Annotated in this window: 23 protein-coding genes and 1 pseudogene; 15 read left to right on the forward strand and 9 right to left on the reverse strand. The window is 43.4% G+C overall.

Going from position 1 to position 23503, the window contains the following annotated elements; translation table 11 throughout:
• Nucleotides 1-201 precede the first annotated feature (201 nt).
• Both ACKTR2_RS04575 and ACKTR2_RS04580 read left to right on the forward strand, forming a co-directional pair.
• On the forward strand, nt 202-1155 hold the full coding sequence (locus ACKTR2_RS04575; RefSeq protein ID WP_407882970.1) for a sugar kinase: 954 nt from the start codon (nt 202-204) through the stop codon (nt 1153-1155).
• Between the two features lie 19 nt (nt 1156-1174).
• Nucleotides 1175-1825, forward strand: coding sequence for a bifunctional 2-keto-4-hydroxyglutarate aldolase/2-keto-3-deoxy-6-phosphogluconate aldolase (locus ACKTR2_RS04580; RefSeq protein WP_407882972.1), 651 nt, complete (start codon nt 1175-1177; stop codon nt 1823-1825).
• A gap of 461 nt (nt 1826-2286) precedes the next feature.
• On the opposite strand, the gene uxaC is transcribed toward ACKTR2_RS04580, so the two are convergent.
• From uxaC to ACKTR2_RS04600, 4 genes are all read right to left on the reverse strand, one after another.
• Entirely contained in the window at nt 2287-3699 is a 1413-nt protein-coding gene (uxaC, locus tag ACKTR2_RS04585) for a glucuronate isomerase (RefSeq protein ID WP_407882973.1), read from the reverse strand.
• Nucleotides 3699-4064, reverse strand: a complete 366-nt coding sequence (locus tag ACKTR2_RS04590; protein ID WP_407882975.1) for a hypothetical protein — start codon at nt 4062-4064, stop codon at nt 3699-3701. The genes uxaC and ACKTR2_RS04590 overlap by 1 nt, the downstream gene beginning before the upstream one ends.
• 16 nt (nt 4065-4080) lie before the next feature.
• On the reverse strand, nt 4081-5643 hold the full coding sequence (locus tag ACKTR2_RS04595) for an MFS transporter (protein WP_407882977.1): 1563 nt from the start codon (nt 5641-5643) through the stop codon (nt 4081-4083).
• Between the two features lie 268 nt (nt 5644-5911).
• The gene (locus ACKTR2_RS04600; RefSeq protein WP_407882978.1) at nt 5912-6577 is read right to left on the reverse strand and encodes a GntR family transcriptional regulator; all 666 of its coding nucleotides are present in this window, start codon (nt 6575-6577) and stop codon (nt 5912-5914) included.
• Nucleotides 6578-6990: 413 nt separating this feature from the next.
• Between ACKTR2_RS04600 and ACKTR2_RS04605 the strand changes: the two are divergent.
• The 3 genes and pseudogenes from ACKTR2_RS04605 to ACKTR2_RS04615 all read left to right on the forward strand — a co-directional run bounded on the left by ACKTR2_RS04605 (nt 6991) and on the right by ACKTR2_RS04615 (nt 8838).
• Nucleotides 6991-7650: pseudogene (locus ACKTR2_RS04605) on the forward strand (nitroreductase family protein).
• Nucleotides 7651-7829: 179 nt separating this feature from the next.
• Nucleotides 7830-8159 (forward strand): ArsR/SmtB family transcription factor, encoded by a 330-nt coding sequence (locus ACKTR2_RS04610; protein ID WP_407882980.1) that lies wholly within the window; start codon nt 7830-7832, stop codon nt 8157-8159.
• A gap of 1 nt (nt 8160) precedes the next feature.
• The gene (locus ACKTR2_RS04615) at nt 8161-8838 is read left to right on the forward strand and encodes a type 1 glutamine amidotransferase domain-containing protein (protein ID WP_407882981.1); all 678 of its coding nucleotides are present in this window, start codon (nt 8161-8163) and stop codon (nt 8836-8838) included.
• Nucleotides 8839-9118: 280 nt separating this feature from the next.
• Here the strand turns inward: ACKTR2_RS04615 and ACKTR2_RS04620 are convergent, their stop codons facing one another.
• Nucleotides 9119-9376: a hypothetical protein gene (locus tag ACKTR2_RS04620; RefSeq protein ID WP_407882983.1), complete on the reverse strand. Its 258-nt coding sequence runs from the start codon at nt 9374-9376 to the stop codon at nt 9119-9121.
• Between the two features lie 233 nt (nt 9377-9609).
• Nucleotides 9610-10635 (reverse strand): NADP-dependent oxidoreductase, encoded by a 1026-nt coding sequence (locus tag ACKTR2_RS04625; RefSeq protein ID WP_407883452.1) that lies wholly within the window; start codon nt 10633-10635, stop codon nt 9610-9612.
• Nucleotides 10636-10832: 197 nt separating this feature from the next.
• Here ACKTR2_RS04625 and ACKTR2_RS04630 point away from each other — a divergent pair, with 197 nt between their 5' ends.
• From ACKTR2_RS04630 to ACKTR2_RS04640, 3 genes are all read left to right on the forward strand, one after another.
• Nucleotides 10833-11153 (forward strand): ArsR/SmtB family transcription factor, encoded by a 321-nt coding sequence (locus ACKTR2_RS04630; RefSeq protein ID WP_407882985.1) that lies wholly within the window; start codon nt 10833-10835, stop codon nt 11151-11153.
• A 93-nt stretch (nt 11154-11246) separates the two neighbouring features.
• Nucleotides 11247-12068, forward strand: coding sequence for an oxidoreductase (locus tag ACKTR2_RS04635; RefSeq protein ID WP_407882987.1), 822 nt, complete (start codon nt 11247-11249; stop codon nt 12066-12068).
• Nucleotides 12069-12386: 318 nt separating this feature from the next.
• Nucleotides 12387-12698, forward strand: coding sequence for a DUF7671 family protein (locus ACKTR2_RS04640; protein WP_407882989.1), 312 nt, complete (start codon nt 12387-12389; stop codon nt 12696-12698).
• Nucleotides 12699-12703: 5 nt separating this feature from the next.
• Here the strand turns inward: ACKTR2_RS04640 and ACKTR2_RS04645 are convergent, their stop codons facing one another.
• Nucleotides 12704-14800, reverse strand: a complete 2097-nt coding sequence (locus tag ACKTR2_RS04645) for a cation:proton antiporter (protein ID WP_407882991.1) — start codon at nt 14798-14800, stop codon at nt 12704-12706.
• Nucleotides 14801-15215: 415 nt separating this feature from the next.
• Between ACKTR2_RS04645 and cysE the strand changes: the two genes are divergently transcribed.
• Complete coding sequence (gene cysE / locus ACKTR2_RS04650) at nt 15216-15785, forward strand: serine O-acetyltransferase (protein ID WP_407882993.1); 570 nt, start codon at nt 15216-15218, stop codon at nt 15783-15785.
• Nucleotides 15782-16699, forward strand: coding sequence for a cysteine synthase A (gene cysK / locus ACKTR2_RS04655; protein ID WP_407882995.1), 918 nt, complete (start codon nt 15782-15784; stop codon nt 16697-16699). The genes cysE and cysK overlap by 4 nt, the downstream gene beginning before the upstream one ends.
• Before the next feature lie 44 nt (nt 16700-16743).
• Here cysK and ACKTR2_RS04660 read toward each other — a convergent pair whose 3' ends face one another.
• Nucleotides 16744-17289 carry a MarR family winged helix-turn-helix transcriptional regulator gene (locus ACKTR2_RS04660; RefSeq protein WP_407882997.1) on the reverse strand — a complete coding sequence of 182 codons (546 nt, stop codon included), beginning with the start codon at nt 17287-17289 and terminating at the stop codon, nt 16744-16746.
• Nucleotides 17290-17443: 154 nt separating this feature from the next.
• Between ACKTR2_RS04660 and ACKTR2_RS04665 the strand changes: the two genes are divergently transcribed.
• The 4 genes from ACKTR2_RS04665 to ACKTR2_RS04680 all read left to right on the forward strand — a co-directional run bounded on the left by ACKTR2_RS04665 (nt 17444) and on the right by ACKTR2_RS04680 (nt 21495).
• Complete coding sequence (locus ACKTR2_RS04665) at nt 17444-17881, forward strand: hypothetical protein (protein ID WP_407882999.1); 438 nt, start codon at nt 17444-17446, stop codon at nt 17879-17881.
• A 264-nt stretch (nt 17882-18145) separates the two neighbouring features.
• On the forward strand, nt 18146-19360 hold the full coding sequence (locus ACKTR2_RS04670; protein ID WP_407883000.1) for an NADH:flavin oxidoreductase/NADH oxidase family protein: 1215 nt from the start codon (nt 18146-18148) through the stop codon (nt 19358-19360).
• 174 nt (nt 19361-19534) lie between these two features.
• The gene (gene mutY / locus ACKTR2_RS04675) at nt 19535-20677 is read left to right on the forward strand and encodes an A/G-specific adenine glycosylase (RefSeq protein WP_407883002.1); all 1143 of its coding nucleotides are present in this window, start codon (nt 19535-19537) and stop codon (nt 20675-20677) included.
• Nucleotides 20678-20679: 2 nt separating this feature from the next.
• Complete coding sequence (locus ACKTR2_RS04680; protein ID WP_407883004.1) at nt 20680-21495, forward strand: ribonuclease H family protein; 816 nt, start codon at nt 20680-20682, stop codon at nt 21493-21495.
• Nucleotides 21496-21680: 185 nt separating this feature from the next.
• On the opposite strand, the gene ACKTR2_RS04685 is transcribed toward ACKTR2_RS04680, so the two are convergent.
• Entirely contained in the window at nt 21681-22361 is a 681-nt protein-coding gene (locus ACKTR2_RS04685; RefSeq protein ID WP_407883006.1) for an SDR family oxidoreductase, read from the reverse strand.
• Between the two features lie 181 nt (nt 22362-22542).
• Between ACKTR2_RS04685 and ACKTR2_RS04690 the strand changes: the two genes are divergently transcribed.
• The gene (locus ACKTR2_RS04690; RefSeq protein ID WP_407883008.1) at nt 22543-23400 is read left to right on the forward strand and encodes an alpha/beta hydrolase; all 858 of its coding nucleotides are present in this window, start codon (nt 22543-22545) and stop codon (nt 23398-23400) included.
• Nucleotides 23401-23503 lie beyond the last annotated feature (103 nt).

Genomic DNA, 23503 nt, shown 5'->3' on the forward strand with positions numbered 1-23503 from the left:
GGATTCAAAAACAGACAACAGACAACTGACTTATAGACACGCACTAAGTTAAAAGCGACTTTAAATTTTACCCTCATTGAACTACAATACTAATATATCAATTGGTCCGATTATTTCTTAGAATGGGGGTAAGGCGTTCGATAGAAGAGAGCCTTGATAAGGTTTGCAACAATTTGAAAGCGCTTTATTAGGAGGTAGAAAATGAGTGAATTTTTAACCATTGGTGAGCCGATGGCAGTATTTGCTTCGGAGGATGTCGATAAGTCGTTAGTAGAGGCTCACAATTTTGGAAAATATGCCGCAGGAGCTGAATTGAACGTTGCCATTGGTGTGAGCCGTTTGGGACATACCGCGGCTTATCTTTCATCGGTAGGTGATGATCCTTTTGGCAAGTTTTTGATTCAGGCAATGCAGGTGGAAAATGTTGATGCGACGTACGTGACTAAAAGCAATGAGTATTGGACAGGATTTTATTTAAAGGAGCGGGTAAACGTTGGCGATCCGTCAACTCACTATTTCCGTAAAAACTCTGCCGCAGCAAATTATGATATTCGGAATTTAGAAAAACTCAATTTAGATGATGTTAAGATTGCACATCTTTCGGGGATCTTTGCTGCACTTTCCGAAAATGACTTGGAAGTTTTAAAAGCTTTGGGTAAAACACTGCAATCAGCAGGTAAGTTGATAACGTTTGATCCTAACTTGCGGCCAGCATTATGGGACACGCAATCAAGAATGATTGAGGTGACCAATGAACTTGCTAAATTAGCAACAATTGTCGTGCCAGGTGTCAACGAAGGTGAAATTCTTGTTGGCACAGATGATCCAGCGAGCATTGCTGATTTTTATTTGAACCAAAGTCGTCATACTCAAATTGTGATCGTCAAGATTGGCCCTAAAGGTGCGTTTATTAAAGAAAAGGGTAAGCCAGGTCGGACGATTCAAGGTTTCAAAGTTGATAAGGTGGTTGACACCGTTGGTGCGGGCGATGGTTTTGCCGTCGGACTGATTACTGGATTGTTGGAAAAGCAGACTTTAGACAATGCAGTGAAGCGCGGCTGTGCAGTTGGTGCGTTGGCTGTTATGAGTCCAGGAGACAATGATGGTTATCCAACGCCTGATGAGCTCCACAAATTTATGAGCCAAAGTGTTTAATAGGAAAGGTGATAAAGATATGAAACGAGCCGAGTTACTAGAAAAGATGATCAATACAGGTGTTATCGCGGTTGTTCGGGCTGAAACGCTTGAGAAAGCCGTAAAAGTAGCCGATGCTATCATTAAAGGTGGTGTCACTGGCCTCGAATTAACTTACAGTGTGCCACATGCAGATACAGTTATCTCGAAATTAGTTGATAAATACGAGGGAACTAACGTGGTCGTGGGTGCAGGGACGGTACTTGATGCAACGTCGGCCCGCTTAGCCATTATCGCAGGTGCGCAATTCATTGTTAGCCCTACCTTTGATAAAGACGTCGCTTTCTTATGTAATTTGTATCAAATTCCATACGTTCCTGGCACATACACCGTAACTGAGGCCCAAACGGCGCTTAAATACGGCTCAGAAATCGTTAAGATGTTCCCGGGAGCGTTAGCTGGACCAGCCGCTATTGCAGAATATCACGGGCCATTTCCATACTTGAACGTAATGCCATCTGGTGGTGTAAACGTTGAAAACATGGCCTCCTGGTTTGAAGCAGGAGCCGTTGTTGTCGGCGCTGGTGGTGGTTTAACTAAGCCAGCAAACAAGGATGATTTTGCTGGTGTGACTGAGAACGCCAAGGCATACATCGCTGAATATAAACGAATTATGGCCTCGAAAAAATAAAAGTTCTTTCCTAATTATTGCCGTCCGTATCACTATTTAAGCAGGTACAGAAATTTCCTGGTGTTGGTTTTACCAGCACCATTTTTTATTCACAAATTTAGGACAAAATAAAAAGGGCATTCTGCCCTACGCTACGATATCAGCGACCAAACCTAATCAAAGCGAGGTATTTATGACGTCCCAAACTGGTTCTATCTTAGATATGTTCGAAATAACAGACCCACATTTACATATTTGACCAGACCAAAGTTATAGACCACTTTGGTGCGCATCATCGCGGCTAAATTAACCTATGAACGCAAATGCTGTCCATTTTGTGGGCAAAACATTTTGATTAAGTACAGTCAGTTAAAATCCATAAAAATGGCGATTCAACTACAGAATTGGTAGCGAGAGACTATCGCTTACAGTAGTTGAACCGCCATTTTACTTAATTTATATCGTATTAGAGATTAGATTTTTTAATCGAAGAAGCCAAAGTAGTTGCGTGCATTTTCGTAGCTAATTCGTTTAACAATGGTGCCGAGGTATTCTTCATCATCGGGAGCTTGACCACGTTCTACCCATTGGCCAATGATGTCACAAAGGACACGGCGGAAATATTCATGACGCGGGTAAGAAAGGAAGGATCGACTGTCAGTCAGCATGCCCAAAAAGTTGGGGAACATACCAACATTCGCATAGAGTTTCATTTGACTCTCCATACCATCACGGGTGTCGTTAAACCACCAGCCTGCACCAAGGTGCATTTTCTGAACTGGTCCTTCTTGGAAGTTACCTAACATCGTCGCGATGGCTATCCAGTCATTTGGATTAAGTGAGTACATAATTGTTTTTGGCAAAATTTGTTTAGCTTGGGCGTCATAGAATAGTTTAGTTAGTTGATCTGTGATGTCTGATTGAGTGCCCACCGAGTCAAAGCCAGTATTAGGACCAATCTTGTTAAACATCGGTTGATTCTGGGAACGATTGACATTGATGTGATATTGTAGAACCCAATTATGATCTTGGGCTAGCTTCATCATGGTTTCCACTAGGGCAGTGGTATACTGGCTAATTTCATTTTGACTGAGTGCTTTATTTGCGATAGCTTTCTGGAAGATTTGTTCTAATTCATCAACAGATGCAGCGACGTAATGGTAAGTATTCAAGCCAAGGTCAGCAATTTTGCCACCGTGATCAGAGAAAAATTGAACGCGTTGAGTCATGGCATCCTGCAAAGCGGAAAAACTGTTGATTTTGACGTCGGCAACCTTGCCTAATATCTCAAGATAGTCGGCATAGCTTTTAGCAGTTAAATTAAATGCATCATCTGGACGCATTCCTGGCAGAACCTTAAATGAAAGATTTTCTTTTGCCAATAATTCGTGATACTTTAAGTCTGATTCTGGTGAATCGGTAGTAACCACAACTTGGACGTTAGAACGAGCGATTAAGGCACGGGGAGTAAAAGAGGTGGTTGCGAGCTGTTTGTTGGCCTCGTCCCAGATAGCTCTTGCCGTGGACGGGTTTAAACGCGTGTTGATGCCAAAGAAGCGGCGTAATTCAAGGTGAGACCATTCGTATAGTGGCGATCCTAAAGCATTGTCAATCGTCGTCGCCCAGGCTTTGAATTTTTCAAAATCATCGTCGTCGCCCGTAATCAACGATTCAGGGACTCCCTGAGCACGTTCTAAACGCCATTTATAATGATCTCCGTAGAGACCCTCATTGATCCATATTTGAGCGAGATTGGCATAATTTTTGTTTTCGTAGATTTCCTTTGGCTCTAAGTGGCAGTGGTAGTCGATAATCGGCTGGTCTTCAGCATATTCGTGAAATAGTTTTTGCGAAATCTTCGTTGTTAATAAAAAGTTATCATTAATAAGTGCCATTATTTTACCTCGATTTCTTTACCTAATTGATCTAACAATTCCACCCAAGATTTTTTGCCTTTGTATTTGATATTCATGCTATCAACAAATCTAGAAAGAATACCCTGAGTTTGACTGCCGAAGTTATTACTTACCTCTTGCAAGGCCTCGTTAATGCGCAATGTTTCCCACTGTGTGTAGGTTAGACTTTGCCAGTCGGTTCCGTTGAAAACCAGCGCGAAAGTATCGTCGGTCAAGGAATTGCTTAAGTCTGTGGTTAACGAAAGATTGATTTCGGTTAGGTCTACTGAATTTAGGTTAGGTATTAACGAAAGCGTTGTTAACTTTTTTAAAGGTTTGTTATAGACGATCACATGTACTGCCATTTTTAAATCCTCCTTCCTATTTGTTTTTTTGAACTTGTCGTTCTTCGAAAGTTTGATCAGGCCAGAGACTTTCATAAGGATGACCAGTTAATTCTTCGACCACTTCTCTGGTTTCTGAAGTAGCTTCTGACTTATTGCCACCAGCCTCAAGTCGATTAATTTCGGCTTGCAAAGTTTCATGAGTTTGACGATTTAATTTAAAAGTCCATGAGACTATCAGTGCGATGGCAATTAAGATGATGGGTGCAATCATGAAAACTAGGGCAACTCTGTCAGTGACGCCCACTGATTGGTGTGTGGCATTAGTGACATAACCAAGTTCTTCAAGTAGAATCCCAGCTAACCAAGTGGCCAAAGCACCAGTGGATTTGCGGAAAAAGGTCATCACTGCTGCATATGTACCAGCCTTATCACCGCGCGTCATAATGTGGTCAACATCAGGAATAAAGGGAAATACATTCCATGGGGTGAATTCTAATATGCCCCGAGACATCTGATAGATAATCGTGATGATAATTAGGACGGTCAAAGGGTTCTTTACATGCAGGAAGTAAACTAATCCATAAGCAATCATAGCTAAAATAATTCCAATATATGAAAGACTATACAAGAATCGTGGACCGTGGGTGATCATTAATTTAGCAGCAATTAGGGTTGAGAGAATTCCGAAGACAGCAAAGGCGTTAAGAACCCAGGGGATATTTGAGGCCATTCCCAAACAAACGACGATGAAGGTAGGAAGCAATGTTGCATAGAAGTCTTTACCTGTAAAAGAGAAAATATAAATTGTTAGATGTTTGCGAAATGCAGAGTTTCGAAAAGTCTGACCATAATCATGTAAGGTTTCCCTGATGTATTGGCCAACGGTTAGCTTTGGGCGAGCGTCTAGTTCTGCTATGAATTCTTTTGTTAGAGGCCGTTCCCAAGTCATACGATATGAAATGAAAATTGCAACAACGAAAAGAATTGTCCAAAGAATTCCTGCAAATAGATAAGCATTCTTTTTGGCCGCTGCACTAGGCAATGATTGCAAAATGGCCAGAATAAAGAACACCAGCGAAGTCCCAGTAGCTGAAATAAACATCCGAGATCCTGACAAAACCGTCCGCTTGGTGTAATCAGTTGTCATTTCTGTTGGCAGTGTTTCCCATGGAATGAGAATCATGCCGACGAAAAGCTCGGTTAAAGTATAAACAGTCAGATAATAGACGAAATCATGCCCGGGCCCAAAAATTGAAGTTGCCGGTACCCAAAAGGCTAGAAATGAAATTGCGAATCCAATTAGGCCGATAAGCATCCAAAAATGACGACGGCCATATTTTTTACCGAGTTTAGTCTTATAAAAACCATCGGTAATCGTTCCAAAAATTAGGGAAAAGATAGCATCAAATATTCTCGCGACCCCAGTGATCGCCCCTGCCATCGCAGGATTCAAACCAACTGATAAGGTCAAATAAGCGAAGATAACCCCTGATACAATATTGTTCCAGCCGCCACCCATTAGATCAGTTAAACCATAGGCAACGCCACGCTTAACATTAATTTCCTTAGGTGTGTAAACCCACCGCTTTTGGTCCATAAAAATTCATCCTTTCATACAAGGATCATTCCTTGCTATCAACATCAGAAAAAACTGCGCCAGCCGAGAACTAATATATTAGTATATTTGAAACAAGCTCATGATAGCGCTTACTAAAAATGGTGTCAATGGTTTGTTCATATTCGAGCAATGTCAAATGCTGATGGATTGAGTTTTGAAGGCCAATAATCATCCTAAAGTAAGGACTTATGGGTAATAAAAAAAGCCCATCAAGATTGATAGGCTTTACTAATTGTGCACAAGATAACTATGAAAAATATTCAGGAAACTTCTTTTTAACAACTTCGGCGTCAGTATCCAACATATCAAGATGCCGGCCAATGAGTTTGCTTGCATAATCGCTGTCTTGATGTGCGATGGCGTCGGTTAACTGTTCATGATCCTGATAGATTTTTTTCCAATCAAGTGGCGAAACATCTAAGCGTAGGTACCGGAACCGATTATACTGAATATTGACTTTTTGAAGCCAGCTCCAAACATATAGCTTATGTGTAATTTCGTAAAAGCTTCGATGAAATTGTTCATCAAGATCAAAAAAATTGTCGTAGTCCCGAGAGTTTAAATAAACTTGCTGCAAGCCAAGAATTTTTCGTAATTCCTTTAGCTGAGTGGTGGTCGTTATTTTACTGGCATCGGCAACAACAACTTGCTCTAAGGTTTTCCGAACGAAGCGTGCTTGATAGACCTCGTCAAGCGTGATTTTAGATACGAATGTGCCACTTTGAGGACGAATATCAAGCAGATCCTCTCTTTGTAGGCGGATCAGAGCTTCGCGGACAGGTGTAATGCCAATATCTAAAGAAGCTGCTAGGTCGTTTTTGTTGATGCGCTCGCCAGGTTTTAATTCGAGACGTAATATCATACTTTTAATTTGTTCGAAAGCTTGATCCTGAAAACTGCTTGTTTGTGCCATGTCTTTCTTTACCCATCTTCTATGGTGATTACCGAATTTAATTCATGTGAACAATACTATAATAGTCTCTATCTAGGTGCAACTATTGCTAGATGGGGCGATGATGCTAATTTTGCCAAATTAACCTTTACTTTATGGGGGCAGCCGGCGGGCATGCTGTAGATTTCTGTTGGTTCCGAAAGTGAGGCCATTATATAGTCGGGTCTTATAGCAAGTGGATCTGTACCAACAGTCACGAGGGTGAGCGGGGCAGGTTACGTGCGGTGATCTGTCTTTGTATAGATGTATAGGATAGTTTTGCTAACAGAAAAGCAAAATGATTATCGTTTAAATTTTCAAAAGCTTAAACTAATTATCTTAGCTTAGGTTATACTGCTTTTGTGAACTAAAACATAATCAATAGAGGCATTGACATGGATAACTTCCAGACAAAGAACTTTTCAACGATGATGACTGGACGCCAATCTGTTCGGAATTTTGATTCAAATGTCACAATTGCACGTCAAGAAATTTCTGAAATGATTACCGAAGCAATTTCGGCACCATCGGCCTGTAATTTACAATCTTGGCATTTCACCGTCGTTGATACGTCGGATTGAAAGGCAAAGTTACGTGAATTTTTCTTACCTTTCAATTTTCGTCAATTGGATACTGCTTCAGCCATGATTATGATTTTTGTCGACACTAAATCATATGAGTCTTATCGAGAATTATGGCAACAGGCATACGAAAACGGGCAGGTTACAGCAGCCAAGCGCGATGAAATTTTAAAGACTTTTTATCCGTTTTATGAAACGGCCACACCAGAATTTTTGCATAATGATGCAACTGTTGACGCTTCTTTAGCAGCAATGCAATTTATGCTAGCAGCGCCTGTTCATGGATATGCAACGAATCCTATTGGTGGCTATGATCCCAGTAAAGCGGCGACTACACTTGGATTAGATTCGGAGCGCTATGTGCCCGTGATGGGGATCGCGATTGGAAAGCCAGCTGTCGAGGGTAATCTTGGTGAGGACTTAAGTGTCAAGTCAATTCGTTATTCAGCGGAGAAAGTGGCCGAATTTATTTAATTGAAGCATGAGGAGCGCAGAACGTAAGTCGATAGGTGGCTTACGTTCCGCTTTTTTTGTTTGAAAGTAAAATTCAACGCTAACTTTTATCCCAATTATGGATGTAAGTTAGAAAAAATAATTTGACAGCGAGAGCGTTCGATAGTTTAATAGTTTAAAACAATGAACGGAGGAGCGACATGGCAAAATTTACCGCATTGAAAGAAGCGTTTTCCACTTGTAGCGATTTTCTGATCGCTTTAGGTGATGAAAAGCGTCAAGCCATTATTATTCGTTTATTAGAAGATCAGGCTTGTCAAGGGGTGCGGGTTAACGAATTGACGGAAGTGACGCAGCTATCACGGCCGGCAGTTTCTCACCATCTAAAAATTCTTAAAGCTGCTCAATTAGTGCAATGTCGTAGTATTGGGACAAAGAACTATTATTATTTGACCCATGAAACACAAACGCTTGATAAATTACAACAGATGTTAAACGATGTCACCAAGATCATGACAAGGAGTAACTGATATGAAAAAAGTATTAGTGGTTGAGACCAACACGACACGGTATCAGGGCACTGAGGATCCGACCGGTTTATGGTTAGGCGAGGCGGCCGAATTTGTCGACGAGATGAACCATGCCGGAATTGGTGTCGACTTTGTCAGCCCTAAGGGTGGTTTTGTTCCACTCGATCCGCGAAGTATGAAGTATACCGATGAAGCCATTATGCGGGTGTATGAAAGTCAGGATTTTGTTGAACGCGCTTTAAAGAATACGTTACGACCTGATCAAATTAATCCAGCCGATTATTTTGCTATTTATTATACGGGTGGTCACGGGGTGATGTGGGACTTTCCTGACAATCCTGAGTTACAAAAGCTAGCGATGGATATTTATCGCAATGATGGGTATGTAACGTCAGTTTGTCATGGAATTGCGGGTTTGTTGAACATCAAGAATGATCAAGGCGATTATTTGATTGATGGAAGAAATGTCACAGGTTTTACGACAGCTGAAGAAATCATTGCTGGTAAGAAATCAGTTGTCCCATTTTTAAACAAGGCAGCCGCCGAAGCCCGTGGTGCTCATTTTGAAAAGAAACGTTTCTACAGTGAATATGCTGTTAAAGATGGTCATTTGCTAACGGGGCAAAATCCGTTTTCAGTTCGAGCAGTGGCTAAGTTATTGCTCAACGAAGTTAAATAGAAGATTATATCTTGAGAGTGGGACATAACGCCGAATTGAGAGCGAGCACTAGCGAAAAAGTGAGCATCTTCCGTACTTTGGCGGGTGAAGCGAACCCCCAGAGTTGGACAAAATTCAACTCTGGGGGTTTTACTATGACCAAATATAATTATGAATTTAAAGCAAAAATTGTCCCAAATTCTTGGTCAGTCGGTCAGCAAAAGCAAGGCCTGAGTCTATTTGAATTTAGGCTCAGGCCTTGCTTACAATTATTCATATTTAATTTTTTGTGTGTCGATCATTAATCATAAAGAGAGACATGAAATAATTTAACGGCGCTCTGCAAGGTGATCGCAACACTCATTGCAAAGCTCCAGCCAATGAGGAGACTTTGATTTGGCCAACTACGGGTAGTACCAATTGTGACCAACATAATGCCACCCATCAATTGCCAAAAGGTTGCCGCATGATAAGCGAAACCATCCACTAGTTTGGTGACGTTTAAAGAACTAGGAGCGGTCTGGTTGACCTCAGCAAAATGTGTTCCTAATAGTCGCACTGCTATGACCTCACCCACAAACATGATTAGCCAGAGTAAACTAGTTAAAATGGGGTCAACTGGCAGCCACCATTGGTGTGCAACTGACCAAAGTGTTAAGGCAAATAGAAATCCTGCGGAACTTGTGAACAAGCTCTCGCCCAAAAGCCAGATTGCGGTTGGCCTTTGATTTGTTTGACCGCGAAGCAACCTTGCGATGATTGTGACAATGAGGAAACTAACAGCAGAAATGATCATGAAAAGACCTTCGATTCGGGATCGTCAGTCATTTTCAGGATGATTTTTCCAGTTGCGTGACCGGAAGCTGAGTATGCCAGAGCCTCGTTAATCGCGGAAAATGGGACTATACGATCAATAACCGGTTTCAAAATATCAGCTTCAATGAGCTGACGCAATGTTTCCAATTCAACGCCGCTTGGTTTCATGAAGAGAAAGGTGTAAGAGGCGCCCGTTTGTTTCTCCAATTTGGTTAAATCACGAGTCACGAAGCCAAATGCCAGTTGTTTCCACAAGGGTACGCCGTATTCTCTGCCAAAACGGGCATTTGGCAAGCCAGAGATGCTGACGATTTTTCCACCAGGTTTTACAATCTTAAAGGCATCGCTTAGGGTCTTACCACCGCGAGTATCAAATACATAGTCATAATCGCTGAGCACGTCCGCAAAGTTAGTTGTCCGAAAATCGATTGGGTAATCAGCTCCAAGTGAACGAACTAAATCAAAGTTATCTTTGCTAGTTGTCGTAGCAATGTAAGCGCCGAGATAGTGGGCAATTTGAATTGCCATGACACCGATTCCACCAGAACCACCTTGGATCATTACTTTTTGACCAGGTTGGATGTCCATAATGTCGTGCAGTGCTTGATAGCTTGTTAATCCAACGAGGGGAATCGCAGCAGCCTGTGCAAACGTCAAGTTCGCCGGTTTCTTAGCAATGTCGCCTTGACCCACGGCGATATATTCTGCAAAGGTTCCAATGCGATTCTTTTGGACACGACCGTAGACGGCATCACCAACTTTAAAATCCGATACAAAAGAACCAGTTTTAGTTACAATGCCAGCGAAATCGCTCCCCATAATCATTGGCATTTTATATTTGAGTAACATTCGCAAACCACCGTCTTTGGTCTTAATATCGATGGGGTTAATACTAGCGGTCACAATCTTAATCAGCACATCGTTTGGCCCGATGTTAGGCCGTGGTACGGGTTTAATCACCGGCATTGGTTGTTTGTAACGGTCAATCACGGCTGCTTTCATTGTTGCTGTCAAAATTATTTTCCTCCATCTTTTTCGTTCGTTAGTTTAATCTTTTGAACTTATTATGAGACGAATTTTAGCGCGTTCTTGACCTGATGTCAACGAAGATTTGTTGACAAATTTAAGCAAATATCGTTAAATGGTTTGAGAACATGAACGTTTATAGAAATTATTTTACTAATTGAAGGGATGAGTAAATGGCAGAAAGAACGCTAGAAATTTTTAAAGAAGGTGCTCCCATCTTCACGATGCTGCAGGATGAAAATCGCCAACAAATCTTGGTGATGTTGTGCAAGACGGATCACATGACGGTTAACCAAATTACGGATCGACTATCACTCTCTCGCCCCGCCGTGTCACATCATTTGAAACTCATGCGTGATGCAGGAATTCTATCGGTTAGCCAGACGGGGACGGAGCGTTATTATAGTGCTCATATGGGGAATGCGTTAGATTTATTAAAGGAACTAACGTCATCTTTAGAAGCGGATATTGCAAGTAAGGCCGGTACTGAATAGACCGGTTTTGTTTTTGGCATATTAGTTCAGATGTTTAAACCAACGAATATTCATCTGACAATAACACTGTTATTGAGTGAAGGGAGCATTACGATGGATCAAGAAAAAGTTGTATTAATCACTGGTGCCAGTAGTGGTATCGGCTATCAGACGGCTGAAAAATTAGTTAAGCAAGGGTATCGAGTTTTTGGTGCAGCACGCCGCGTTGAACGAATGGCTGGTTTGACTCAGCTGGGTGTCACTCCAGTTTATCTAGATATTACTGACGAAGACTCAATCGCTGAAATGGTTCAAAGCGTGATTGATCAAGCAGGCCGAATTGACGTACTCGTTAATAACGCTGGCTATGGTTCATATGGTGTCATTGAAAATGTGAAAATTTCCGAAGCCAAGAACCAATTTGAAGTGAATATCTTCGGCTTGGCCCGCTTGGTACAGCTAGTCTTACCCCATATGCGAGCGCAACATGCTGGTAAGATCATTAATATTTCTTCAATGGCAGGCCGAATTACGACCTACATGGGTGCTTGGTACCATGCCACGAAGTATGCACTCGAGGCCTTTAGTGACGCTTTGCGAATGGAGGTCGCTCCGTTTGGCATTGATGTTGTTATTATCGAACCGGGCGGAATCAAAACAAATTGGGGCTTGATCGCTGCCGATCACTTACGCGATTCATCCAAAGGCACTGTTTATGAGCAGATGGCCGATCAAGCGGCAGACAAGATGCAAAAAACCTATACTTCTAACCGCTTGTCAGATCCAATGGTCATCGCTAATGCCATCACCCGTGCCACCAATAGTCCACATCCGCATCCACGCTATTTAGTCGGTTATGGCGCTAAAGTATCGGTATTTATGCACACGGTCTTGCCAACCCGAGTCTTTGATAAATTAATTAAAGCGATGGTGTGATCTGAATGCATAAAAAATGAGCTGCGATCCCTAACAGGACTGCAGCTCATTTTTTATGCATTAATTATTAACAATCGTGTCATCACGAACAAACAACGTAATTTCAACGCCATCTACGTTCACTGTCCGCCGTTCTTCGTTGGCTTCTTGACCAGTTGGAAAGTTTTGTGCCATATGCATTCACCTCTTTCACAAAAGATTACACGTTTATTGTAGCCGTTTTGCAGGGTAAATGCATATTTTCCTGTCTCTGACATTTTGTCTGATTATAAACTGGCTGTGGTAAAATCAGCGCAGAAGGTTTTTAGGGGGATAATTATGAAAGCAAAGTATGAAGTGACCCGCTACACTGGCGTTCCCGTGACGACTGATTCCGCAGGCCATTATGTGGTTACTACAGGCTCAAAGCTTCACGATTGGCGGACAGGCAAACATACTCGCGGTCATTTTAATCAACTTGGTCAGTTATTTTTAACAGAAAACAACTTATTAATCGCTGTTTTAGCAACGCAACCTGTGGCGTTTAAAGATCGTCATCAGTGGACGCCAATGCAACGATTTACCAGTGAAACCCTCAGCAATGAGATGGTCGTTAAACTTCGGCAGCAATTTCATCTGGATGAAACCTGAAGTGGTTAAAGATTGTCATTTTGCATGTAAACCATTTGATCGTAAGAAACTTGTTCGCGTAAGCTTTTGGCCAAACTGGTTGAGAGTTTATCACGACTTAAGGCATCTTGAACAAATTGATATTCCGCCTGAAAGGCAGCTAGATAGAGCGCGTTAAGCATCTCGTCATCAGCTTTGTCGTCATCATGCTTGAAACGCCGACTTCGTTTAATATACGTATCCCGAACAAAATTCACGGCTGCTTGATCAGAACTTACCTGTTGATTCTTTAACCAGGTCATCACTGCTTCATTCCCAAGTTGCTCAACGTCAATCATAATTTGGCGTGATTGGTTTAACCTTGCTAAAGGCTGTTCATTTACCGCTGAAATCAATGATTGGCTAAGTGGCTGCTGCTCGTTAGTGCGGGTAGCAGCCACTAATTGATCGCTGGTTGACAGCTGTGAAGATTTGCGTTGCTGTTCGGCTTGTTTGTAAATTTGGCGGGCCTTTTTCCGCATTTTATAGTGTTTGAGTGGGTGACTCAATTTGGCCAAAATGAATTTTGTCCGCAAACCAATCCGTGTGTGACCAGTAGGGCTTGCTTGCCGACTTGTCAACATGAAAACGTAGCGTTGATAGATGGTCTGCTCGATGTTGGTTAGTTCGCCGCTACTAATCCGATTATTAACTGCAGTCACCTCTGCTTGTGTCGCCATTTTGAAGAGTGCGTCTACTTGTTTACGGTCTGGACGTGTCCGTAACCCCTTTTCAAAGGCAAGCGTCTCAATGACTTGATGCCGGGCGTTTGATTCCGTTGCGTTATTCTTCAACCACGCAATAGCGTAATCTATCATTGCATGATGGGCAGTGTCGAAGTCGTCTTGATCATCCGACTCTTGTACTGGCAGGATAAATGGAACGGTGAACAATGGGACGATTAAACTGAGTAGGATGATAATGGCGGCGATAAAAATGAGTTCGTTGCGCATGGGAAAGGTCGTCCCATTTGTCAAAGTTAATGGTAATGAAAAAGCCATCGCCAGCGTTACTGTCCCATGGACGCCACTGAGACTCAGAAGGGCGGCAGATAGATTAACACTCTTGCCGAAAGGTAGTCGGATGAACTGACGAATCCAGAGAAAACGAATCCCCATCATTAAGATATAAATACCGATGGCAAGGGCCGTAAGAATTAAAATGGAAACTTGATGTTTTGCCAATAGGTTATCAATAATGGTTGGCAAACTAACGCCTAGTAACACAAAAACAAAACCATTTAACAGGCTGGTTACTAGTCCCCAGACACTGGTGCTGACCACCTGAATCTTAGTAGAAGTTAGTCGCAGGTTGTCTCGTTCAATCCCATGAATCAGGCCTGCCGCGACAACTGCCAGAATGCCGGAGACATGGAATTCTTCAGCCGCCCAGTAGATTATAAATGGGGTCAATAATTGAACTGGCACCGCGATAGAGGCACTTTCAATATTCCAACGAATTAACGCAATTCGTAGTGCCGTGACCAGCCAACCAAGAAAAGCACCGACAAGTAGACCACCGAAAAACGTTTCTAAAAAGAAGATGACACCGTGGCTAACAGAAAAATCGCCTGACATAAAAGCGGTTAGCGCTAAATCAAAAGCAACAATCCCAGAAGCGTCATTGAACAAGGATTCATTTTTCAAGGTATCCATCAGTCCAGTAGGCAGTTGCAAGTTTTGCGTGACTGAACTGACCGCTGTCGCATCAGTTGGGGTCACGATGGCAATTAACAGGAAAGCCAAGGATAAGGTTAATGCTGGATAAATTAAATGAACGCCAAAACCAACGATTAAAACGGTCGTAACCACCAGCATAATCGCTAAAGATAGCGTATCTGTGATATTACGAGAAAGCGTCTTGCGCGATGTTTCTTGGGCATCATTGAACATGATTGGCGCGATGATGGCCAACAAGAAAAATTCAGGATCAAATTGATAGTGGTGGTACAAGGTCGTCAAAGACAACAGCACACCTGCAGCAATTTGATAAAATGCGAGGGGGATCGCGGAAAATTGTTGATAAATAATTTCAGCGGCAATGACCGCCACAATTAAGATACCAACCGCAAACAAAATTTCCATATATGGGTCACAGCCTTTCGTGACAGAATTTTCATGAGATAATGGATATTCAAGTGAACATTAGTCAAATTGTATCAGTTCTTCAAGGCCATAGTGGTGATCAGGCTCACCCGGTCTAGCTCACGCTCTGATTTTACTTGACTTACAAAAAAGAAGTCGGTACACTAACAGATAATTTATAACGGAAAAAGAGGTGTGGACGATGATGAACTTAACTTGTTGTAGTGCTATCGATCGTGTACTAAGTTTTGGGAAACGTCATCTGTCCGTCACCACTGCTAGCTGTGTTGAGGTCTAGTCGGCCAACCAATAGCATTTTAAGCGACAGTGTCAACGCATCCACTTCCCTGACTTGGTCTCAACTGAGTTATCGGAAGTGGATGCGTTTTAATTTGACCTACGAGGAGGAAAAGGCGTGTTTGACACGATTGATCGGATCATCAAAGAAGATCCCGTCGCGCAAAGTCGATGGCAAGTGATTTTAACTTACCCAGGCTATCAAGCGACGGTCTTATACCGGGTAGCTCATCAATTCTGGCAGCATGGCCATCGATTGACGGCTGCGTTACTTAGCCACTGGGCCCGCCATCACACTGGTGTTGATATCCATCCTGGCGCTACTATTGGTCGTCGTCTATTTATTGACCACGGGATGGGGGTGGTTATCGGTGAAACCGCAATTATTGGTGATGATGTGACCCTACTACATGGCGTTACACTCGGTTCACGCCATGCCATCACCGGCCGCCGGCATCCCAAAATCGGCAACCACGTCTTTATCGGCGCTAACGCGTTAATCCTTGGGCCAATTACGGTCCACAGCCAAGCTAAAATTGGCGCAGGGAGCGTGGTTCTCAAAGAAGTTGCTTCTGGAACCACTGTTGCTGGCAATCCGGCGCATGTTGTTCGACCCTGGCAGCAACAAATTCCTGCGATCCACATCTATGACCAACAACCTGAATTGAAAGAAGGTACATCGTTATGATTAAAAAAGAAAGTATTTTAGATTACATCGGCCATACACCGATTGTAAAATTACAACGTTCTACACCTGAAGATGCCGCTGACGTTTACGTCAAATTGGAATTCTTCAATGAGGCGGGTTCCGTTAAAGATCGGATCGCCTTAAAATTAATTGAGTCCGCGGAACAGGATGGTTCGTTGACCCCTGAGACAACTATCATTGAGCCCACTTCTGGGAACACTGGAATTGGTATCGCTGCAGTGGCTGCGGCCAAAGGCTATCATGCGGTGCTCGTCATGCCCGATACAGCCAGTGAGGAACGTAAACAATTGATGCGTGCTTATGGTGCGGAATTAATTGAGACACCAGGCGCAGAAGGGATTAATGGCGCCATTAATCTAGTTAATGAAACCTTAAAAAAGGGTGGCTATATTCGCTTAGGCCAATTCATTAATGAACTGAATCCGCAAGCTCATTATGAAACGACTGGTCCGGAAATTGTCGATTATTTTGATGGAACGCCTGATGCTTTTGTCGCTGGGATTGGCACCGGTGGGACTATTTCAGGAACGGGAAAATTTTTGCGGGAGACAAATGCTGATGTTGAAATTATCGGTGTTGAACCGGCGACTTCGGCGGTCCTAAATGGTGGTGACCCTGGAAAGCACCCCATTCAGGGGATTGGGACAGGCTTTGTCCCGGATGTTTTGGATACTAAAATTTACGATAGTGTGACAGATGTCACTGGCGAAGATGCAGTTGCTACTGCTCGAGCTATTGGACGCCAGGAAGGCATCTTGCTAGGCTTCTCTGGTGGTGCAGCTGTTTGGGCGGCGATTGAAAAAGCCAAGACGTTGCCTAAGGGTAAAAAAGTCTTGGCTTTAGCGGCCGATAATGGTGAACGATACTTATCCACGCCGTTATTTCAGGGCTAATTAGGTTGATTAAACCGGCTGATGATCATCATCAGCCGGTTTTTTTAGTCGTCATTACGATGGCGCATCGCCAATAGAAAGCGGATGATGACAGCTTGTTCATCGCCATTGAATTCATCGAAGACCGCTATTTTGGCTTGTTGGTCATCGGATTGGGCGCCTTGAACTAAGGCAAGCAACCATTCGCCATTATCGGTCAAGTAATAAAACTTTTCCCGCCGGTTGTCAGGGTTGGTTTCTTCCTTGACGAGATGTCGGCCAATAAGCGCTTTTAAATATTTAGATAAAGTACCTGGCAGAAGATTCAATTTACCGCTAATCGTTCGAGCGTTGATGCCAGGATTTTTTTGAATCGTGCTTAAGACATTGCGGACTGGTTCCCGGAAGTGGTGATTAAAATGCTCCGACCAATGTTGCCAGTTATGCATGTCGTGGGAATCAAAGGGGAAATCACCATGATGACCATGAGCTCTGTGCATATCGATGACTTGTTTGAAACGCTGGTCAAATGGTTGACGCGCGGTTTCAAAGCTAATTAATTGGGAATAAAGATCATTTAATTCCTGGCTCTTTGATTGATCTTGTGCCATTAGTTCTCCTTTATGAGTAGGATAGATAGTCGATTAAAAGCAAAATCGATGTGTGGGTTTATTTTAACGCAAAATGTTTCTTTGAGAAACAATGGGTGCTATACTCATGAAAGTTTCCAAAAGAAACAATATTCACGAAAAGGAAGTGATTTGGATGCAATTAATCGATACGACTCGCTTTGACCTTGTTGCAACTGTCGTTAATGCCAAAACGCAGAACGTCGACGGGTTTGATTATGCGCTCCAAACGGCATTAGCGAATCAAGCGACACTTGGCATTATCGTCTGGGTGGACGACGATGAAATTAGCATCTTTGATGCATTAACGCCAAATTACGTGACTAATTTAATGGCTGAGGCGTCGCACTTTGGCACTGATTTGGCCGACATCGCTCAAGCTTTAGGCGTCAAACAAATTAAAGTTAGCATTCAGCGAGGCAACAACTTAGGTTCGATCGCCACTGACGTATACTGCAATGAATTTTCCTATGACTTACTCGTTTTTGAACAGGAACATCATTATCAAAATCAGATTCAGCACGCGGTGACGGTGGTTAATGAAAAATTATTATCGTCAACGATGGTGCTGTGAGAAAGGTGATAAATATAATGAGCTAATCGCGATTCGTTAGGTGTGTGACTGGTCTACGATAAATTTAATTTGAAGAAAGCATGAGGGCGAGTCGCCATTTCGAAGGAAGAGGAACTTGCAAACTAAAAGTTAGTGTGTTTTACTTAGTTTAAACAAACGAACATAAAGAAAGCTCATTTAGGCAACGTCAATCGTTGTCTGTTTTTTAAGCCTATACGTTCATTTGTTTAAACCTACAATTAAAAAATGAATGGAGATCGATTTATGACGACATCAACTTTATTTGCACCGTTGACACTAGCTAGTGGTGAAGTAATTAAAAATCGTTTTTTGAAGCCAGCGATGAGCGAGGTAATGGGTGATAAATCGCATCGTCCTACCCAACAGCTGATCAATTTATATCGGCATTGGGCGGAGGGTGGAACAGGCTTACTCATCACCGGTAATGTAATGATCGATTCAAACGCCCTTGGTGAGGTCGGAAATGTTGTGATTGAAGACGAAAGTAATCTAGGCTGGTTACGCACCTGGGCTGAAGCAGGTCAACAAAATGGCGCGCAAATTTGGGTTCAATTAAATCATCCTGGCAAGCAGTCGCCGCGTAATGTGAGTCAGCACCCCGTAGCTCCCAGTGCAGTACCAATGGCGGGCGCTAATAGCTTTGCATTTAATGATCCACGTGAGTTGACTATCAATGAAATTCACGAGATCGTTCGTAAATTTGTCAGATCTGCAGAAATCGTTAAAAAGGCCGGCTTCAATGGCGTGGAAATTCATGCCGCACATGGGTATTTGCTGAATCAATTTTTGTCTCCTCATGACAATCGTCGTTCTGATGAATATGGGGGTAATCTCACTAATCGGATGCGGATTTTAGTCGAAATTTATGAGGGAATGCGTGAAGCCGTTGGCGATGATTTTTCCATTGGGGTCAAGATTAATTCAACTGATTTCAGTGAGGATGGCTTTAGTGAAGCAGATTCATTGACGGTAATTAAACAATTGTCTGAACTAGGGGTCGATTTAATTGAAATTTCCGGTGGAAACTATGAAAATCCTGAAATGATAAAGACAACTGGCGGCGCCTTTTTCGTTAACTACGCGGCAAAGGTCAAGGCTCAAATTGCAACACCAATTGCGGTGACTGGCGGTTTTAAAACAGCAGCGGGGATGAACGCGGCTGTGGCCGATGGCGCAACTGAAATGGTGGGGACGGCCCGGGTTTTGGCATTAGTGCCAGACTTGCCGATGCAGATTCGATCTGGTCAATTTCAGTCGATTGATTTAGACTTCTTATCCACTGGGATTAAAAGTCTTGATGGTAAAATTGGTTCAATGATTGGGTTGAGCTATTATGAAATGCAAATGGCGCGAATTGCCACGGGCAAGTCAGTTCGGCGAACCACCAACGCCTGGATTCCATTGTCATTTTCATTACGCAAACAAGGTTTAAGTATTTTGATCCCGCAACGTAATTAGGTTGGCGCAGGTTTGGCTATTTAGGCTTGGACATGGTGTTTATCTTTGGCTTTTGCCCCAAATCCGCGATCTTACTCAGGGGTACAAAGGTTTGTTTAATCTTATGTAATAAAACAAAGGTGGCGGACCAGAATATGCTACGATAACAGCACTGAATTCAGGGAGGCTCTTTACGTGGAACATTGGTCGCCAACTAAAATAACCGCATTTCGCAAAACATTACTATCTTGGTACGATGAAGCTGGTCGGGTTCTACCTTGGCGTAAGGACCACGATCCCTACCATGTGTGGGTTTCCGAAATCATGTTACAACAAACGCAAGTCCAAACGGTCATTCCATATTATCAACGCTTTATGACCATGTTTCCAACCGTTGATGCATTGGCGAGTGCGCCAACTGAACAATTGATGCGTGCATGGGCTGGGTTAGGCTACTATTCGCGGGCGCGTAATCTGCAGCGGGCCGCTCAAGAAATCGTCAATGAGCGTCATGGTCAGTGGCCAACGACGGCGGTTGAATTGCAAAGCTTGACTGGAATTGGTCCGTATACGGCTGGCGCAATTGCCAGCATCGCCTTTGGAGAACCAGTACCAGCGGTCGATGGCAATGCTTTTCGCGTGTTTAGTCGGCTGATGGAAATTGACGCTGATATTACAAAACCACAAACGCGGCAATTGTTTGAGCAGGTTATTGGAGAAGTTATTGATCCTAAACGGCCGGGTGACTTCAATCAAGCGATTATGGACCTTGGGAGTAGCTACATGACGGCCAAGCAGCCGGATAGTGAACATTCGCCGGTTCGCGCATTTAATCAAGCTTTCTTAGATGGGAAAGAGCTGAATTATCCGGTTCGGAGTGCAAAACCACGACCGGTGCCAATGGCTTATTTAGCCTTGGTGATCCAGACTCCAACCGGCTACTTATTCACGCAGCGTCCTTCAACTGGGATGTTAGCGGGATTGTGGACCTTTCCGTTGCAATTGGAAGCAGATTTAGTGCAAGATGACGAAAAACAAGGTGAACTTGACGAAGAGATTTTAATCAAACGGGCAGCAGAGGAGTTTGCTGCCGATACCGGGATTGAAGTGACCCTTTCGGCGGTTCCTAGTCGTCGTGTCAGCCACACATTTACGCATCAAAAATGGCAATTGAAATTGGTTCAGGCAACATTGTCAGCAGACCCTGATCTAAGCTTATTTCCAGGTCAAGTGATCGCACCGTCAGCCTTTGCGCAGTTTGCAATGCCAACGGTACAACAAAAGCTATGGCGAGCGTGGGTGAAGACCATGGAGTCCGACAAAGGGAAGGAAGGCTAAGCATGGCAGGTCATAAGTTTTACGCAATTGCCAAGGGAAAGGTTCCTGGGATTTACACCACTTGGTCGCAAGCTAAACAACAAGTCGACAGTGTAGCCGGGGCGCGGTATAAGAGTTTTCCAACTCGTCAAGAAGCCCAAGCATGGTTAGATACAGGTGGTAAATATCAAACGCAAGTATCGGCCAATGCAGCGACTAGTCATGTAGGGATTAACCGAGTTCGAGGTCCCCAGCCTGATGAAATTGTCATTTATTCCGACGGTGGTTCACGAAATACCGGTAATGTCGCTGGCGGTCATGTCAGAGATGGTGATCCAGCTGCATGGGCCTACCTAGTTCAAACGCCGACAGATCGATATTTTGATTCGCAAGGTGAATTTGGCGCCACAAACAATAAAATGGAGCTCACTGGCTTATTGACGGCGTTACGTGCGTTAGTCGCAACTGGCAAGCAACAAGAATCAATTGTAGCGGTTCTTGACTCAAAATATGTGTTAGATGCCATTACCAAACGATGGCTAGCAGGCTGGCAACGGCGTGGATGGCGCAAGAGTAATGGTGAAGTCGTGGCTAATCAAGCACTTTGGCAAGCGATGAGCCAGGTGTTACCCCAATTTAAACAGCTCCGTTTTGAATGGACGAAAGGGCACGCAGATAACCGCGGGAATGTATTTGTGGATGAATTGTTGAATCGAACAATGGATGCCATGAGTGCTGACAATCCAACGGGAAAACACGATGGCGTGCAACCTTTGGCAAAGGCTCAGTCGATAGTGGATGAAGTCAGGCCTAATGACCACCAATTAGATTTGTTTTAAATAAAAGTCGTTAATAAAAACGTGTTTCTCCATTAGTGGCAGAAACACGTTTTTTTGTCGAGCTGCACCAGCCTGATCCTTGTGCTTAACCTGTCAGCAACAATCGGCAGAAGGCGCCAATCGTTGCTGACTAGTTAATGCTCAGGATCACCAGGCCGGCTTCACTCTGAGTCATTGATTGTGGACTATTCAGAAATTAAATCATGATACGGTAATTCAACGGGGCTTCGCGCTTCAAACAATTTGTAGTATGCTCGCGCGATATTGTCTGGATCTTGATTTTCCTTTTTGCCATGGCGAATATACGTATTAATGGTGACCATTCCTGCATAAACGGTTGACTGCTTTTTCGTTAAGTCTTCGTTTAAAGTAATCACATAGTTGCGCATGGCAGCTTTTTCCATGGCCTGCAGGGCAGCATTTGTTGACGGCTTGGCGCCAGCAATACTATTAGTGAATAACAACGCAGTTGGTTCAGTGGTGGCGGTTAATTGCGGCAAGGCGGCTTGAACAATGGCTACCGGTGCCACAGCACCAATCGTGAGTCCGGTCTGAACGAGATCGGCAGTCATCTTAGATGGCGCGATTCCTGGTCGATAAGTGGCGTTAAAAATAACAGCACGTAATTGACCGAGAGATTTAATCTGGTCGAAGGCGGCTGTAATTGTGTCTAATTTGGTTAAGTCAGCTGTCAGAATTGTGGTTTTAATGTTCAAAGCCGCCAATTCATCGGTGGCCGTTTTCAAAGCGGTTTGATCACGAGAAATTAGGGCGATATCAAAACCGTGTTGTGCAAATAGTTTTGCCTGGCCTTGAGCCAAACCTGTCTGCCCAACGCCGACGATTGCTAAAATTGGATTTGCCATTTTTATCGTTCCTCCTTATAAGGTTGATCAAACTCAGTATAAGCGTGCGGCGTCACAATGTCTGACTTTGATGCTTATAAAAGTTAACCAACTAAAGATTTCCCAAAGGGTGGTACCACGGCTAGTCACCGGTGGACAAAAGGGGTACAGTGACAATGATTAATTTATGGGAGGAAAGGCTATGCATAGACGCATTTGGACCATTGCGGGTGCGATAATTCTTGTCTTAGGTGCCAGCTTCACCTTATTCAAAAAAGTAACGAGTATTGGCGTGGCACCGGAGCCTTTGACTGCCGCTAAGGTGAGCGCGACAGTTCATCAAACACACATCCCAACCATTTTTATGCCTGGTTGGGGTACCTCTGCGAACTCCTTTAATCAAATGATTGGATATATGCAAGAACAGCACACCGCTGGGAAAGTAATGCGGATCAATGTTGATTGGTTGGGACATATCCATGTGTATGGTCGCTTAAAGGCGACTGACGTCAATCCACTTATTCAAGTGACCTTCTCCCGTAATTTGGCGAACACTTATCAACCACAGGTCAAATGGCTCAACCAGATTTTAATCCTGCTAAAACACCGCTACGGGATGACACAATATAATGCCGTGGGCCATTCTTGGGGTGGGAGCGCTTTGGTCAGTCAGTTGATTCGTTATGGAAATGACACGCGTTTACCTCGGTTAAATCGAATGGTACTGCTGGGAACTCCAGTAGATGAAGGCGCTAATCATGCCAAAGACTTATTTAGTAATGGTAAACCGAAACGTCCTACACGGATTTATCGGCAATCGATGGCGGACGCACCGCATTTGTTGGCCAATCGTAATGCCCAAATCGATAATGTTTACGGTTCAACAGATGGCGAAGACACGGATAACGCGGTACCGATCGTTCAGGCTCAGTCATTACGTTATTTGACCGCCGGACGTATCCCAAATTATCATGAAATTTTACTCAAGCATATGAATCATCATCAGATTCATACGACGGTGAGGAGTTTTAAATTAGTGACCAAGTTGTTGTTTAATTAAGTTGGGTTGAACAACGAATAAACTAAAAAAGATCCCTATCTTTTTGCCTGCGCTGGCGCCTGCCGATTTGGCAAAAGTCATCACAGTTTGAAGATAGGGATCT

Origin of the sequence: Furfurilactobacillus curtus, from assembly GCF_045862785.1 — a bacterium.
GTDB classification, from domain to species: Bacteria; Bacillota; Bacilli; order Lactobacillales; family Lactobacillaceae; genus Furfurilactobacillus; species Furfurilactobacillus curtus.